The organism is Flavobacterium sp. MAHUQ-57 (assembly GCF_051908335.1).
Classification (GTDB): Bacteria; Bacteroidota; Bacteroidia; order Flavobacteriales; family Flavobacteriaceae; genus Flavobacterium.
The window spans coordinates 491,976-506,798 of sequence record NZ_JBPZTE010000006.1; the positions used below are offsets into that span (position 1 = coordinate 491,976).

14 protein-coding genes are annotated in these 14,823 nt (G+C 36.5%); 2 read left to right on the forward strand and 12 right to left on the reverse strand.

The genetic code is table 11. The annotated features are described in order from the left end of the window. Position 1: 1 nt before the first annotated feature. The 12 genes from hisH to fabG form a co-directional block, all read right to left on the reverse strand. On the reverse strand, positions 2-586 hold the full coding sequence (gene hisH / locus ACS8MM_RS02565) for an imidazole glycerol phosphate synthase subunit HisH (protein WP_379712719.1): 585 nt from the start codon (positions 584-586) through the stop codon (positions 2-4). Continuing rightward, complete coding sequence (hisB, locus tag ACS8MM_RS02570) at positions 586-1,722, reverse strand: bifunctional histidinol-phosphatase/imidazoleglycerol-phosphate dehydratase HisB (RefSeq protein ID WP_379712721.1); 1,137 nt, start codon at positions 1,720-1,722, stop codon at positions 586-588. The genes hisH and hisB overlap by 1 nt, the downstream gene beginning before the upstream one ends. Then, the gene (gene hisC / locus ACS8MM_RS02575) at positions 1,715-2,758 is read right to left on the reverse strand and encodes a histidinol-phosphate transaminase (RefSeq protein ID WP_379712723.1); all 1,044 of its coding nucleotides are present in this window, start codon (positions 2,756-2,758) and stop codon (positions 1,715-1,717) included. Before hisC ends, hisB begins: the two co-directional genes overlap by 8 nt. Continuing rightward, on the reverse strand, positions 2,748-4,040 hold the full coding sequence (hisD, locus tag ACS8MM_RS02580; protein WP_379712725.1) for a histidinol dehydrogenase: 1,293 nt from the start codon (positions 4,038-4,040) through the stop codon (positions 2,748-2,750). The genes hisC and hisD overlap by 11 nt, the downstream gene beginning before the upstream one ends. Positions 4,041-4,051: 11 nt before the next feature. Further along, positions 4,052-4,909 carry an ATP phosphoribosyltransferase gene (gene hisG / locus ACS8MM_RS02585; protein ID WP_379712727.1) on the reverse strand — a complete coding sequence of 286 codons (858 nt, stop codon included), beginning with the start codon at positions 4,907-4,909 and terminating at the stop codon, positions 4,052-4,054. A 261-nt stretch (positions 4,910-5,170) separates the two neighbouring features. Further along, positions 5,171-5,659, reverse strand: coding sequence for a hypothetical protein (locus ACS8MM_RS02590; RefSeq protein ID WP_379712729.1), 489 nt, complete (start codon positions 5,657-5,659; stop codon positions 5,171-5,173). A 30-nt stretch (positions 5,660-5,689) separates the two neighbouring features. Then, the gene (locus ACS8MM_RS02595) at positions 5,690-6,418 is read right to left on the reverse strand and encodes a M15 family metallopeptidase (RefSeq protein ID WP_379712731.1); all 729 of its coding nucleotides are present in this window, start codon (positions 6,416-6,418) and stop codon (positions 5,690-5,692) included. Beyond that, positions 6,418-7,257, reverse strand: a complete 840-nt coding sequence (locus ACS8MM_RS02600; protein WP_379712733.1) for a DUF4846 domain-containing protein — start codon at positions 7,255-7,257, stop codon at positions 6,418-6,420. Before ACS8MM_RS02600 ends, ACS8MM_RS02595 begins: the two co-directional genes overlap by 1 nt. A 32-nt stretch (positions 7,258-7,289) precedes the next feature. Next, positions 7,290-7,481 carry a hypothetical protein gene (locus ACS8MM_RS02605; RefSeq protein ID WP_379712735.1) on the reverse strand — a complete coding sequence of 64 codons (192 nt, stop codon included), beginning with the start codon at positions 7,479-7,481 and terminating at the stop codon, positions 7,290-7,292. A 115-nt stretch (positions 7,482-7,596) separates the two neighbouring features. Further along, on the reverse strand, positions 7,597-9,615 hold the full coding sequence (locus tag ACS8MM_RS02610; RefSeq protein WP_379712737.1) for a hypothetical protein: 2,019 nt from the start codon (positions 9,613-9,615) through the stop codon (positions 7,597-7,599). A 12-nt stretch (positions 9,616-9,627) separates the two neighbouring features. Continuing rightward, positions 9,628-10,077 carry a hypothetical protein gene (locus tag ACS8MM_RS02615; RefSeq protein WP_379712739.1) on the reverse strand — a complete coding sequence of 150 codons (450 nt, stop codon included), beginning with the start codon at positions 10,075-10,077 and terminating at the stop codon, positions 9,628-9,630. 15 nt (positions 10,078-10,092) lie between these two features. Next, positions 10,093-10,839: a 3-oxoacyl-[acyl-carrier-protein] reductase gene (fabG, locus tag ACS8MM_RS02620; protein WP_379712741.1), complete on the reverse strand. Its 747-nt coding sequence runs from the start codon at positions 10,837-10,839 to the stop codon at positions 10,093-10,095. 123 nt (positions 10,840-10,962) lie between these two features. Here fabG and ACS8MM_RS02625 point away from each other — a divergent pair, with 123 nt between their 5' ends. Further along, complete coding sequence (locus ACS8MM_RS02625) at positions 10,963-12,162, forward strand: cytochrome-c peroxidase (RefSeq protein ID WP_379712743.1); 1,200 nt, start codon at positions 10,963-10,965, stop codon at positions 12,160-12,162. Positions 12,163-12,282: 120 nt separating this feature from the next. Then, positions 12,283-14,709 carry a phenylalanine--tRNA ligase subunit beta gene (gene pheT / locus ACS8MM_RS02630; RefSeq protein WP_379712745.1) on the forward strand — a complete coding sequence of 809 codons (2,427 nt, stop codon included), beginning with the start codon at positions 12,283-12,285 and terminating at the stop codon, positions 14,707-14,709. Positions 14,710-14,823: the final 114 nt, after the last annotated feature.

Below are 14,823 nucleotides of genomic sequence, written 5' to 3' on the forward strand. Positions count from 1 at the left end.
CTTATCTTAATTCTAAAAAGTTTTGTATTATTTTTTCTCCAGCTTTTGCACTCTTTTCGGGATGGAATTGCACCCCGTAAAAATTGTCGCGTTGCATTGCAGAAGCATATTCCAATCCGTAATGGGTTGTTGCTATGGTATATTCATTTTTTGGAGCATAATAACTATGTACCAAATACATGTATTCCTTTTCTGCAATACCTTTAAACAAAGGAGACTGTAAGCCATATATTGTATTCCAACCCATTTGTGGCACTTTTACATTATCTGAAAACCGTTGAATGGCAACATCGAAAATCCCTAATGCTTCGGTTGTTCCTTCTTCACTTGATTTGCATAATAATTGCATTCCGAGACAAATACCCAATACAGGCTGTTTGAGTGTAGGAATCAAAACATTCAAACCGGTTTCTTTCAGTTTATCCATTGCACTGCTGGCTTCTCCTACTCCAGGAAAAATAACTTTATCCGCATTCTTTATGGTATTCCAGTCGTTGGTTACTTCGGCTTCATACCCTAACCGTTCCAATGCAAAGAGAACACTTTGAATGTTTCCCGCTCCGTAATCTATGATTGCTATTTTCATTATAACATTCCTTTTGTTGTTGGTAGCAGCATTTTCTCTGTATCTCGTTTTACAGCAGCTTTTATCGCTTTGGCAAAAGCTTTGAAAATAGCTTCAATTTTATGATGTTCGTTAGTTCCTTCTGCTTTAATATTCAGATTGCATTTGGCTCCATCGGTAAATGATTTGAAAAAGTGGTAGAACATTTCCGTAGGCATTTGACCGATCATTTCTCGTTTGAATTCAGCGTTCCAAACCAGCCAGTTTCTTCCTCCGAAATCGATGGCAACTTGCGCTAAACAATCGTCCATAGGCAAGCAAAATCCATATCGTTCGATACCTAATTTTGTACCTAATGCTTTTGCGAAAACTTCACCTAGAGCAATGGCAGTATCTTCGATGGTGTGGTGTTCGTCTACTTCCAAGTCACCTTCGACTTTGACATTCAGATCAATTTGTCCGTGGCGTGCAATTTGATCCAGCATATGATCGAAGAAAGCAATACCTGTATTTATAGCGCTTTTTCCAGTTCCGTCTAGATTTATATCAATAACAATATCCGTTTCATTGGTTTTCCTTTCTATAGAAGCTGAACGGGATTCTAGTTTTAAAAACTCGTAAATCTTTTCCCAATCGTTGGTTTCCAAAGCAATGTAAGGAGCAAGATCTTCTTGTTTTACCGAAAGTTCACTTGTATCCAAGTTGGTTTTATCATTAATAAATAAAGCTTTAGCGCCAAGGTTTTTAGCCAATTCTACATCGGTTAAGCGATCACCTATTACAAATGAATTTTCAAGATCATAGGCAGAAGAAAAATAATCCTTCAATAAACCAGTACGTGGTTTACGAGTAGGTGCATTTTCATTCGGGAGCGTTTTATCAATAAAAACTTTGTCAAAAACAACCCCTTCGTTTTCGTAGGTTTTCATAATGAAATTATGCACGGGCCAGAACGTATCCTCCGGAAAGCTAGATTTACCCAATCCATCCTGATTTGTAATCATTACCAATTCGAAGTCCAATTCTTTGGCAATTTTACTTAAGTACGAAATGCATTTAGGATAGAAAATCATTTTTTCAAAACTATCAATTTGTACATCAATTGTTTCTTGTATGATGGTTCCGTCTCTATCGATAAATAAAACTTTTTTAGTCATTCTGAATTGATTTTAAAGCGTTTATAAGTTGTGTATTTTCTTCTTCTGTGCCAATGGTTATTCTGATGCAATTATCGCACAGTGGTTGTGTTGATCGGTTTCTTACCACGATACCTTTGTTGAGCAACTGGTTGTATCTTCGATCGGCATCATCCACTTTAACCAATAGAAAATTAGCATCGGATGAAACAACATTATTTACAAAATTTACCTCAAGTAATTGTTTAAGTATAACTTCTCTTTGCCTTTTAATTCTGGCAACTTGGGTAATTACTTGTTCATTATTATTTAATTGTTCTAAAGCTTTACTTTGAGTTAAAACATTCACGTTGTATGGTGGTTTTATTTTATTCAGAATAGTAATAATTTCTTCAGAAGCATATAAAACTCCTAAACGAATACCTGCTAAACCGTAAGCTTTAGATAACGTTTGCGCAATAATCAAATTAGGATATTCCTCTATTTTTTTCAACCAACTTTCTTTGTCAGAAAAATCGATATACGCTTCATCAACAACAACCAATCCGTTAAAACCTTTCAATACAATTTCTATACTCTTTTCTGAAAAAGTATTTCCTGTGGGATTATTAGGTGAGCAAATAAAAATGATTTTAGTATTGGCATCGATTTGACTTAGAATTCCTTCCACATTGGGTTGAAACTGATTGGTAAGTACTACTTCCCTATTTTCAATTGCATTCAGATTGGCCAAAACATCATACATTCCATAAGTAGGTGGCAACGTAATTATATTATCAATATTTGGTTCACAAAAGGCTCTGAATACCAAATCCAATACTTCATCACTACCATTTCCTAATAGAATTTGACGCTCTGCAATTCCTTTCAGTTCCGCTAGTTTTTTCTTTACAGAAATTTGTTGTGGATCTGGATAACGATTCACACCTGTGTTGTACGGATTTTCATTAGCATCTAAAAAAATCCTACTTTGTTCAAAATCCTTATATTCATCCCGAGCCGAAGAATACGCTTTCATATGCGCTATGTTTTTTCGGAGTAACTGTTTAATTTCCATTGTTTAGAGCTTTTAAACGAATTGTGACTGCATTTTTGTGCGCTTGCAAACCTTCGGCTTCTGCCATGATTTCGATTGCTTTGCCTATGTTTTGAATTCCTTTTTCTGTAATTCTTTGAAACGTCATCGCTTTAAGGAAACTATCCAAATTGACACCGCTATAATTTTTAGCATAACCGTTTGTTGGCAATGTGTGATTGGTTCCCGAGGCATAATCACCTGCGCTTTCCGGAGTATAGTTACCTATAAATACTGAACCTGCGTTGATTATGTTATTGCTAAAGAACTCTTCATTCGTAGATGAAATAATGAAATGTTCCGGAGCATAGTCATTGATAAAATCAATTGCCTCCTGATTGTTTTTCAATAAAATAAGTTTAGAATTATCGATTGCTTTTTGTGCGATTGCTTTTCTTGGCAACTCGTTGATTTGTTTTTCGATTTCCAATTCTACCGATTTCAGTATGGATTTTGAAGTCGTCGTTAAAATCACTTGACTATCTGATCCGTGTTCCGCCTGGCTAAGCAAATCAGATGCTACAAAAGCGGGATTGGCCGATGCGTCTGCAAAAACCAACAATTCACTTGGACCTGCAGGCATGTCAATGGCGACATTGTATTGTGTTGCCCATTGTTTTGCCACGGTTACAAACTGATTTCCGGGTCCGAAAATTTTATACACCTTATCTATCGTTTTCGTGCCGAATGTCATTCCTGCAATAGCTTGGATTCCGCCTACTTTATAGATCGTTGTTACCCCACAAAGATTTGCGGCATAAAGAATTGCGGGATTGATTTTCCCTTTTTTATCTGGAGGTGTACACAATACAATTTCTTTACAACCGGCTAATTTCGCTGGAATGGCAAGCATGAGAACTGTTGAAAATAGTGGTGCTGATCCACCCGGGATGTACAAACCAACCTTTTGAATTGCTCTTTTTTCCTGCCAACAACGTACACCTTCAGTTGTTTCAATTTCAATTTTTGTTGTTTTTTGAGCAGCGTGAAAAGTTTCAATGTTGGCTTTTGCTAAGGCGATTGCTTCTTTAAGTTCATTACTTACCAAAGCTTCTGCTTTAGTAATTTCATTCTTAGACACTTTCATGTTTAGCACGGTTACGCCGTCAAAAAAGGAAGTATACTTTGCAATTGCTGTATCGCCATTCTTTTGGACTTCTTTGAAAATTGCTTTGACAGTATCTTCGATATCAGCGTAACTTTGAGTTGGTCTAGCCGTAAGTGCTTCCCATTGTTCTTTTTCGGGATATAGGTATTTTTTCATAGCGTTTGAGTTTATAGCACAATTTTTTCGATGGGACAAATTAAGATGCCTTCTGCACCAGCCGATTTGAGTTGGTCGATGACTTCCCAGAATTTTTCTTCATCAATTACCGAGTGCAGGCTACTCCATCCTTCTTCAGCCAAAGGCATTATGGTTGGACTTTTCAAAACTGGCAGAATCTGACTCACTTCCTGTATTTTTTCATTGGGTACATTCATCAAAATGTATTTCGATTTTTTTGCTCTAAGCACCGATTGTATACGGAACAATAATTTTTGCAAAACTTGATTAACATCCTCTGAGATTAGAGGAGAAACTGCTAATACTGCTTCACTTTTCAGAATCACTTCCACTTCTTTGAGGTTGTTTTTGAACAAAGTACTACCGCTGGAAACGATATCTACAATTGCATCTGAAAGGCCGATGTTAGGAGCAATTTCTACGGAACCCGATATTTGGTGAATATCAATTGTAACACCTTGAGAGGTAAAATAATCGGTTACTGTTTTGGGGTAAGAAGTCGCTACACGTAAGCCATCTAAATCTTTGATTGATTGGTAATTGAACGTTTTAGGGACAGCTACCGACACTTTGCATTTAGAGAAGCCCAACTTTTCGATTACCTGAATGTTTTGTCCTTTTTCGACTAAAAGATTATCCCCAACGATAGCCACATCCACTACTCCATCGATTAGATATTGTGGGATATCCGAGTTGCGTAAGTAATACACTTCCAAGGGAAAATTAGAAGCGGTAGCTTTAAGTTGGTCATTTCCATTGTTGATTGAAATGCCCGAATCTTTGAGGATTTGAATACTTTCCTCGTTGAGACGTCCTGATTTTTGAATTGCAATTTTTAAAATACTCATTGTGTTTGGAATTAAATGAGTATATCAAGAGAAGTAAAAGTTTCAGAAAAGAAAAAACCCGCTTGATATACTCAAACGGGTTTATAGTTTATATGATTTTACACAATATCATCACTACCTCGCTCGAGCGTGGGAAATATGATGATGATGATGTAATTGATTTAAAAACATTTTTTCTTTTTTGTTGGTTGCAAAGTTATGGCAATTAATTTCGAATACGCAAATAAATTTTTAAAAAAATAAACTATTTCGTTTTTCGGGTTATTCTTTTTCCTCGGCTTCATTAGTCGGAAGTGCTGTTTTTACAGTGCCTTCACGAATTTCATCATGACGGATTTCTCCACCGGAAGTACCAACAGGACCCGATAAAACAATGGCTACAATAGCTACTGTAATGACTAAAAAGGAAACCAAAAGTGCTTTGTTGTGTTTTTTATAATCAACATAAAGACCTAAAGCCGATGCAAAGCCCAATGCATACATTATTTTCATAAAACCTTCCGCAGCTTCTTCGTGTTCTTCGATTAATTCATGAGAAAATCCCGAGAAATCTTCAACAAAATGTTCCGCTTTATCTCCTGTCATCATTGAAACTTTCCCCATGATCATACAAAAGATAAAAATGATGTAGGCGGTATTGATTAATAAGGCATTTCGCTTGAACATTCCGTAAGCAAGAATGGCTATTCCGAAGAATAAACCGATGATTGGGAAATGATTCACAAGCATGTGGTAGTGTGCTTCGTTCATGGTAATTTGGTTTATAGGTTAGTATTGTTTTTAAAAGAATTCCGGTCGGTATTCAAAATGCATGGAGTCATAATGGTGCCAATTGCCACCCCAAATGAATCCGTGCTTTTCAAAAATAGCAATTATTTTTTTAGGAATTCGGTTTTTGTAGGTCAGTTTTACCTCTTCGTTAGTGCATTTGCAATCCCATTGCCAATAGTTGGAAAACTTCGTATTGATATCCATAGTCATTCCGAAGCTATGCGTACTTAAGCGGTTTGTACCTGCAATTTTGCGCCAATTGAAGGTACCGCCAATGTTCGTAATGTAAGGTTTCAGTTCTGGATGTTGTTCCAGTTCGGCGCTTATTTTTTGGATTTTTTTATCGATACCATTTACACTTGTGACTTTAATTTTTTGGTTCACCAATTTAGGGCACCAAACGATTTCCACCAGTTTTATAGCCACCTCCTCTTTGGAATTTCCGTAGAGTTTTTTGAAGAAAGCCTCATTGCGAATGCGTCCGGCATCATTTGTACCCGGAGTACTGTATTTCCATTTGAATTGGTCTTCGATGTCTGGATTTTCCAACAGTTCTTTGGTTGATTTTACTTTTCCGTCATCATACACGAGCGATGAACCATCGGTAAAGAACAGTTTATTGTCTTTATAGTGTGAAATTGCATTAGGATAGGCTTTCAAAAGTTTTTGTGCTCCCCAAGGAATTTCTTGCGTAGCATTACTGAAGCAGCCGATCAACAATAGAATCAGAATTCTCATTAAAAACGTTTTAAATGCGACTTTTTAAACGTCCATTCCGGTGTAATTAGTGTTTCTCCAAAATTCACATCGTACCATGGACTCTTGCTTGCATTATTAGGATTCTTTAAGATTTGTAGTTCCTGAGCCGGCATATAACTTTGTGCCAGCATCATTACCTTTTTCCCTTGTTTGTTTTGCGCCACATCGACAACGATTACCGCATGACCAGGAAATCCACCTTTAATGAAAACATCACCAATTTGAATTGCATCTACCGACGCAACTGGTTTCAGTTCCTTTTCAAGAGAAGCCGTACCTGCGTATAAGAAAATTTGTTCCAAGTAATTCCAGAATTCTTTGGCCGAATAGTCTGGTTTTGCCTTTTTTACCCAAGACGTTTTGTTTCCTTTGACTGCGATTCGGTAGCCTTCCGCCCATTTGGTATAATCCACTCGGAAGCCATTGGTAAAGTTGAAATGGATTTTATCGTATTGTTTTTGTTTGTACAGATATTCAGCTCTCAATCGCATGACCGCATCGGCGCATTGGTGTAAATCTTTGTTTCCAATGGGCAAATCCACAACGGCGATATATACTGCATCGTCTTTGTTATCGCCATCATAATATTTGACCAATGACCCCACTTTTTTTAAAGGAAGATTTCGTAAAAAAGCACCGAAAGAATTGGTGCCTTCATTGGTTCTTTCGAAGCCATTAGGAACACCGAAACGCGTAGCTACGGTATTTCCATTCACTTCGACAGTAGTGGTAGTATTTTCGGAGGTATTATTTCGGTAGGCGTATAAAAATCCTATACTTAAGAGAACCGAAAAGATTAAAAGGTTTTTTGATTTCATTGTTTCTATTTTCTAAAGCGTACTTTTTAATTTCAAGGCTTGCTTTGTCTTTCCCAAGGCTTACTTTGTTTGTCCCAAGCTCTACTTCGCTCTTCCCAAGCCTTACTTTGTCTTTCCCAAGCTCTACTTCGCTCTTCCCAAGCCTTACTTTGTCTTTCCCAAGGCTTACTTTGTTTGTTCCAAGCTCTACTTCGCTCTTCCCAAGCCTTACTTTGTTTGATCAAGCCTTACTTCGCTTGTTCCAAGGCTTACTTTGTTTGATCAAGGCTTACTTCGCTTCTTCCAAGCCTTACTTTGTTTGATCAAGGCTTACTTCGCTTGATCTAAGCAATATTTTACTTATAATAACCCATTATATTTTCTGGTGAACCATTCAGTAGCCAATACAATGGCTAACAAAATTAATCCCCAAATCCAATCGATTAGAGGTGAGCGCGTAGTAACCGCTTTTTGGATTGCTTTGTAATTGTCGGCATTTTCAAGATAGCGCATTAAATCGGCTATTTGAGACGTACCATAGGTTTGCCCATTGGTATTGGAAGCTAGTTGTTTCAGGCGTGCAAAATCGGCATTAACAAATTGTTTTTCCGCATCAAAATCCAGCACTTGAAAGGCGCCAACATATTGCGTATTTGATCCTTTTTCTTTAACAGTAAAGCTATAATTACCTGCTTCCAAATCTTGGAAATCCACTTGAAAATCGTTGCTACCTTTCGAAAAATCGTAGACTTTAAAAGTGTTCGTATTTTTATTTTTCAATTGGATGGTAAGCTGTGCATTTTCATCGAACTCATAGTTTTTATTGAAATACTGCGCAGAAATCAAGATATTTTCCCCTGAATTGTAAAAACTTTCGTGATTTACCACTAAGTTTTTCTTTTTGGCATTTGAAGCCAGGAACTGAATGGTTTTGTCTAGGAAAATATCAAATTTTTCAAAGGATTTCGTTTGCAGATGACTTTCCATACGCCATTTCCAGATGTTTTCACCAAAGAGATACGCATTACGATTGGGTCCATTTTCCGTAAAAGTCAGAAGCGGGTTCTCTGTGGCCACATTTCTGATACGTGCTTGCAAAAGCGTATTTAGATTTCCTTTTGGACGGATAGTTCCGAAAGGATTTTCCAGTGGTGGGAATTGTTCAAAGCCTAGATTATCTATTGCAAAAGCATTAAAATCAGAATTGAAATCGGCCGAATAATCTTCTTTCTGCATTACCATTCTAAATTCAAAATCATTTTGAGAACGATTCAGCAAGTTAAAATCCGTATTCAAACCTGTGATTACAAAAGTGTTAATTTTGAGTTGGTTATTCTGATCAATTATGGATTTGAATTCCGAATTAGGCTGGTACAATATCAAAACGTTATAATCATTTAACGATTTGATTTCGTTAGGTTTAACTATTGTTATTTTACGTTGCACATTAGATCCTATAGCGCGTTTAATCGCACCTAAATCCGGATGGACAATACTTGAGACCAAAGCAATTTCGGAACGTTGATCGATAACTTCAACAGCAAAATTTTTGACATTATTGAAGGTGTTTTTTTCTTTTTCGGGAGAAGAGATTACCGCCTTATAAGTATGTACTCCTACCCTGTCGGCATTCAATACAAAGGCAATCTCTTGAGATTTTTTATTGGAAGAAAAAGCAACATTCTGTTTAAAGATAGTTGTTCCATTTTCCTGAATACTAAAAGTAGCGTTGATGGGTTTATTTCCGTTGTAGTATAAAAAAGCTTCAACGGGGAATTTGTTTTTCAGGAATGCGTATTTATTGGCATTCAGTTGATTGATTTTTAAATCGGTATGTTCAATCGTATCACCGAGTACGACTGGAAAAACGGTAGCATTGGGTTGAATATTGAAAACATAGTCATTCCCTTGCGTCTGATTACCATCGGTAAGTACAACAACGGGATGGTTTTGGTTTCTGTACAGCTGTTTTAGGTTTTCGAAAACCTTGTAAATATTGGAACGTTTCCCTTTAAAATCGAGTGGTTTATCGGCATTAAACTCTTCATCAAAAGCAAAGAACTGCAATTGGTATTTGTCATTCAATTTCGAATTGTTTTTAAAGGCTTCCGTGATCTCTTTTGCCTTTTGGTCTTGACCTAAGAAAGCAATCGATTCCGAATTATCGACAACAATAGGCAGTGGTGTTTTTTGAATTTCGTAGGTTTTCCTAGAGATGACCGGATTGATGAGTAACAGAAGAATTAGAAAGACCGATAGAAAACGCAAAGAAGCCAAAAACCAGTTCAGTTTAGAATGGTTTTTGGCTTTGTAAAAATATTGCAAATACGACACAATAAGCGCAGTGATTACCGCTAAAAATAAAGTTATTAGTGTCATATTTAGATGTATTTATCGAATCGTTCTTTCCGTGATGTTTTCATTGTATTTTTGGTTGAAAACTTCAACCCTATCCGCATTCAACACACCATTAGCATCAATAACTTTCTCTTTCAACAACCAAGCTATTAGTTTTTCCACATTTTTTTTGGAATTCAAACCAAGACCAGCAAGCACTCTTTGCTTTTCTTTGGATTCTACTTTGGTTTTAAGCGTTAAGAAATTCAAGATAATATAGTCATCTTCAAGATATTGATGCGTTTCGTTGTTGTGAAACTTGTACAATAAAATTTCATTTCCTTCCAAGTCATATAAAGAGTGTTGATCGAAGTCAATTTTTTCATATTTCAACACTTCTTTATTGTCGATTAAGACTTTATCCTTGTCAATTTTAACTTCTTGAGCGAAAGAAGCAGTCGTTAAAAGCAATGCCAGAGCCGTGAAGCCGAATATTTTTTTCATTTTCAGCGCTATTAACTAGGTTAACATTCCTCCGTCAACATTCAATACTTGTCCAGTTACATAAGCACTCATATCCGAAGCAAAGAACACACAAGCATTGGCGATATCTTCTGGTGAACCACCTCTTTTCAAAGGAATAGAATCTCTCCAGCCTTGTACTACATCTTCGTTAAGTTTTGCTGTCATTTCCGTTTCGATAAAACCTGGTGCGATAGCATTGCAACGGATGTTACGAGAACCTAATTCCAACGCAATTGATTTAGTGAAACCGATCATACCTGCTTTAGAAGCGGCATAGTTGGCTTGACCTGCATTTCCTTTCACTCCAACAACCGAGCTCATATTAATGATAGAACCGGCGCGGTTTTTCAACATTGTTTTTTGTACTGCTTTCGTCATGTTGAAAACGGATTTCAAGTTGATATCGATTACAGCATCGAAATCTTCTTCAGACATACGCATTAAAAGGTTGTCTTTAGTTACACCGGCGTTGTTGATTAAAACGTCAACAGTTCCGAATTCAGCCAATACATCCTCGACTAATTTTTGTGCCTCGTTGAAATCGGCAGCATTTGATTTGTATCCTTTTGCTTTAATACCTAAAGCAGTCAATTCATTTTCTAAAGCCATTGCTGATTCAGCAGATGAACTATAAGTAAAAGCTACATTCGCTCCGTTTTTAGCAAAAACTTCGGCAATTCCTCTACCAATTCCTCTACTGGCACCAGTGATAATTGCCACTTTTCCTTCTAATAATTTCATATCTAAATTGTACTATTTTTAATCAAGCCAAATATATCATTATTTTAAAACAAAAAAAATTGATTTTAGAATTAAACCATTTGCAGTATACAAAGTCATAGCGTAAACCAAAACCAACTACCTATGCGACCGATTCACCAATTCTATGTTATTGCAATCCTTTGTTTGTTTGTAAGTTCTTGTTCGACTAGTAATGAAAGCGACTACGAGTCGGTTCCAATAGATAATTATCCCAATGTAACAGCAACATTCGGATCCAATTTGGATTTGGATCATTTATACAATTACGCCAATCAAGCTATACCTAACTATATTACCAAAGATAATAGTGGTTCAAATCCCGTTACCGATAAAGGAGCCACATTAGGTCGCGTTCTTTTTTATGACACACGGCTATCGTCTAACAATACAATTTCGTGTGCCAGTTGCCATCAACAATCCAATGCATTCAGTGATGGCGCTACTGCGAGTACCGGTGTTAATGGTACAACTCCGAGACATTCAATGCGATTGATTAATTCAAGATTTTCAAGAGAATCGAAATTTTTCTGGGATGAAAGAGCACTAACACTTGAAATGCAAACCACTCAGCCGATACAAAATCATATTGAAATGGGTTTTAGTGGTACTGAAGGCGATCAAAACATGACTGATTTAATTAGTAAATTAGAAAGCATTCCCTATTACAAAGAATTGTTTCGATTTACTTACGGTACGGAAGAGATTACGGAAAGTAAAATACAAATTGCGTTAGCACAGTTTGTAAGAAGTATTCAATCTTTCGATTCCAAATACGATATTGGCAGAGCGCAAGTCGCTAATGATGGTCAAGCTTTTCCAAATTTTACTCCACAAGAAAATACGGGAAAGAACTTGTTTTTAACACCTCCTGTTTTTGATGCTACGGGCAACAGAACCAGTGGTGGTTTAGGATGTGCAGGATGCCATGGTGCTCCCGAATTTGATATAGATCCTGCGGCAAGAAATAATGGGATCATTGGAACAATTGCTGGAACCGGTATTGATATTTCCATTACCCGCTCCCCTTCTCTACGTGATTTGGTCAAGTTGGATGGCACTTTAAATGGAAATTTCATGCATACGGCGGGAATATCCAGTTTACAGGCTGCAATTGGGCATTACGGCACCATAAATTTAGCACCTGGTAACACGAATCTAGATCCGAGACTCAGACCTAATGGTTTTGGGCAGCAATTGCATTTGACTGCAAATGAGGTAAATGCAGTTATTGCATTTCTTCGAACCTTGTCCGGTTCGAACGTATATACTGACCCAAAATGGTCATCTCCATTTCCGAATTAACCAAAAAGCGCGAATAAAGCGCTTTTTTTGTTGATAAATACCTTTAAAAATTAAGTAACTTTTTTCATACTCCAAATTCAATAACTATCTTTGCCTTTCTTAAAAATATAAGCACGTAAAATGAAGATTTCATATAACTGGTTAAAGCAATTTATTAAAACAGATTGGGATTCGGAAAAAACCGGAGCAATGTTGACCGACTTAGGTTTAGAAGTAGAAGGCATTGAAAAATACCAATCTATTAAAGGAGGACTTGAAGGAATTGTTGTGGGGCACGTATTGTCTTGCGAACAACATCCCAATGCAGATAAACTTAAAATCACTAAAGTAGATTTAGGAGATGGAAATCCGATTCAAATTGTGTGTGGTGCTAGTAATGTAGCTGCTGGTCAAAAAGTTCCTGTTGCTACTATTGGTACTAAATTATATGATAAAGAAGGGAACTTTTTTGAAATTAAAAAAGGGAAGATTCGTGGAGAAGAAAGTCATGGAATGATTTGCGCTGAAGACGAAATTGGTCTAGGTGATAGTCATGATGGTATTATGGTTTTGGACGAAGCTTTAGCTCCTGGAACACCCGCTTCAAAAGTTTTCAACATTGAGAATGACGAAGTATTTGAAATTGGTTTAACACCCAACCGTGCCGATGCGATGAGCCATTGGGGCGTTGCGCGTGATTTGCGTGCCGGTATGTTGCAACAAGACGAACATGTAGAGTTGATTACACCATCGGTAAGTTCTTATAAAGTAGAAAAGAGAACCCTTAAAATCGATGTAAAAGTTGAGGACAATAAATTGGTTCCAAGATATTGTGGTGTTACCATTTCGGATATTAAAGTGGGCCCTTCACCTGCTTGGTTACAAAACCGTTTGAAAGCCATTGGTTTAACACCTAAAAATAATGTGGTTGACGTTACTAATTATGTATTGCATGAATTAGGACAGCCATTACATGCTTTTGATGCGTCAAAAATACATGGAAAAATTATCGTTAAGAATGCTGAAGAAGGAACTAAATTTGTGACTCTGGATGAAGTTGAGCGTACATTAAGCACTGAAGACATCATGATTTGTGATGAAAAAGGACCATTGTGTATTGCTGGTGTAATGGGTGGCAAAAATTCTGGGGTAAGTGAAGCTACGACTTCAATATTCTTGGAAAGTGCTTATTTCAATCCGGTATCGGTAAGAAAAACTGCGAAACGTCACGGAATCAATTCAGATGCATCTTTCCGTTTTGAAAGAGGTATTGATCCGAGCATTACAGAATATGCTTTAAAGCGTGCAGCTATCTTAATAAAAGAAGTGGCAGGTGGCGAAATGACATCGGATATTGTGGATGTTTATCCTAAGAAAGTCGAAGATCATCAAGTTTTGTTGAATCTTGAAAAAGTAAACAAATTAATTGGTCAAAACATTCCAGATGATGAAATCAAAAATATCTTGGTTTCATTGGATATCAAAGTAAATAGTATTTCTAAAGTTGGTTTGGGCTTAGTTGTTCCTGCCTACCGTGTGGATGTAACCCGTGAAATTGATGTAATTGAAGAAATTTTACGTGTGTACGGATACAATAATATTGAGTTTACACAAAAATTAAACGCCACTACAGCACATTCTGCAAGAACAGAAGATTATAAGATACAGAATATTGTTGCGAATATATTGACTGCTAATGGTTTCAATGAAATGATGGCCAATTCGTTAACTACTCCTTCATACGTTGCATTAAGCGATAGCCTTAACGAAAGCAATAATGTTGTTATGCTAAATCCGTTAAGCAACGATTTATCGACAATGCGTCAGTCATTATTGTTCTCGGCATTGGAAGCGGTTTCGTTCAACATCAACCGTCGTAATGCTGACTTGAAGTTGTTTGAATTTGGAAAAACCTACCATAAATTATTATCAGGATACCAAGAAACCACCCATTTGACGTTAACAGTTACAGGTAATCAAAATGCTGAAAGCTGGACCAATTCTCAAAAACCTTCTGATTTCTTCTTATTTAAAGGCTATGTTTTAGGTATTTTAGAGCGATTGGGCTTGAATAAATCTATAGTGGCTACACCTTTGAAAACAGATGTTTTTGCTGAAGGAATGGTGTATGAATTGGGTAGTTCGACATTAGTAGAATTTGGAACTATCAAAAAAACTGTTTTGAAACATTTTGATATTAAACAAGATGTATTCTTTGCTGACTTCAATTGGAATGCCATTTTAAAACACATTTCTGCTAACGGAATCAAGTTTACCGAAATTCCAAAATATCCGGAAGTACGTCGTGATTTGGCTTTATTACTGGATCAGAAAATTGAATTTGCAAAGATTTATGATTTGGCTAAAAATTCGGAGAAGAATCTATTGAAGAAAATTGATTTATTCGATGTTTACCAAGGAAAAAATTTACCGGAAGGTAAAAAATCGTATGCAGTGAGTTTCACATTACAGGATACTTCAAAGACTTTAACGGATTCGCAAATTGATAAAGTAATGAGTAAATTAACTCAAACTTTTGAAACAGAATTGGGAGCAAGTTTACGTTAATAGCGAGATTATCACTATACTATAAAAAGGGACAATTGTTGTCCCTTTTTCTTTGTTAAAAATTTTCTTAGGAAAGCGTAATTTGGACTATAATTTGTGGTAATTTTAGTCAAC

Coding starts and splice junctions, on each gene's coding strand:
- hisH (WP_379712719.1), bottom strand. CDS start 586: ATGAAAATAGCAATCATAGATTACGGAGCGGGAAACATTCAAAGTGTT.
- hisB (WP_379712721.1), bottom strand. CDS start 1,722: ATGACTAAAAAAGTTTTATTTATCGATAGAGACGGAACCATCATACAA.
- hisC (WP_379712723.1), bottom strand. CDS start 2,758: ATGGAAATTAAACAGTTACTCCGAAAAAACATAGCGCATATGAAAGCG.
- hisD (WP_379712725.1), bottom strand. CDS start 4,040: ATGAAAAAATACCTATATCCCGAAAAAGAACAATGGGAAGCACTTACG.
- hisG (WP_379712727.1), bottom strand. CDS start 4,909: ATGAGTATTTTAAAAATTGCAATTCAAAAATCAGGACGTCTCAACGAG.
- ACS8MM_RS02590 (WP_379712729.1), bottom strand. CDS start 5,659: ATGAACGAAGCACACTACCACATGCTTGTGAATCATTTCCCAATCATC.
- ACS8MM_RS02595 (WP_379712731.1), bottom strand. CDS start 6,418: ATGAGAATTCTGATTCTATTGTTGATCGGCTGCTTCAGTAATGCTACG.
- ACS8MM_RS02600 (WP_379712733.1), bottom strand. CDS start 7,257: ATGAAATCAAAAAACCTTTTAATCTTTTCGGTTCTCTTAAGTATAGGA.
- ACS8MM_RS02610 (WP_379712737.1), bottom strand. CDS start 9,615: ATGACACTAATAACTTTATTTTTAGCGGTAATCACTGCGCTTATTGTG.
- ACS8MM_RS02615 (WP_379712739.1), bottom strand. CDS start 10,077: ATGAAAAAAATATTCGGCTTCACGGCTCTGGCATTGCTTTTAACGACT.
- fabG (WP_379712741.1), bottom strand. CDS start 10,839: ATGAAATTATTAGAAGGAAAAGTGGCAATTATCACTGGTGCCAGTAGA.
- ACS8MM_RS02625 (WP_379712743.1), top strand. CDS start 10,963: ATGCGACCGATTCACCAATTCTATGTTATTGCAATCCTTTGTTTGTTT.
- pheT (WP_379712745.1), top strand. CDS start 12,283: ATGAAGATTTCATATAACTGGTTAAAGCAATTTATTAAAACAGATTGG.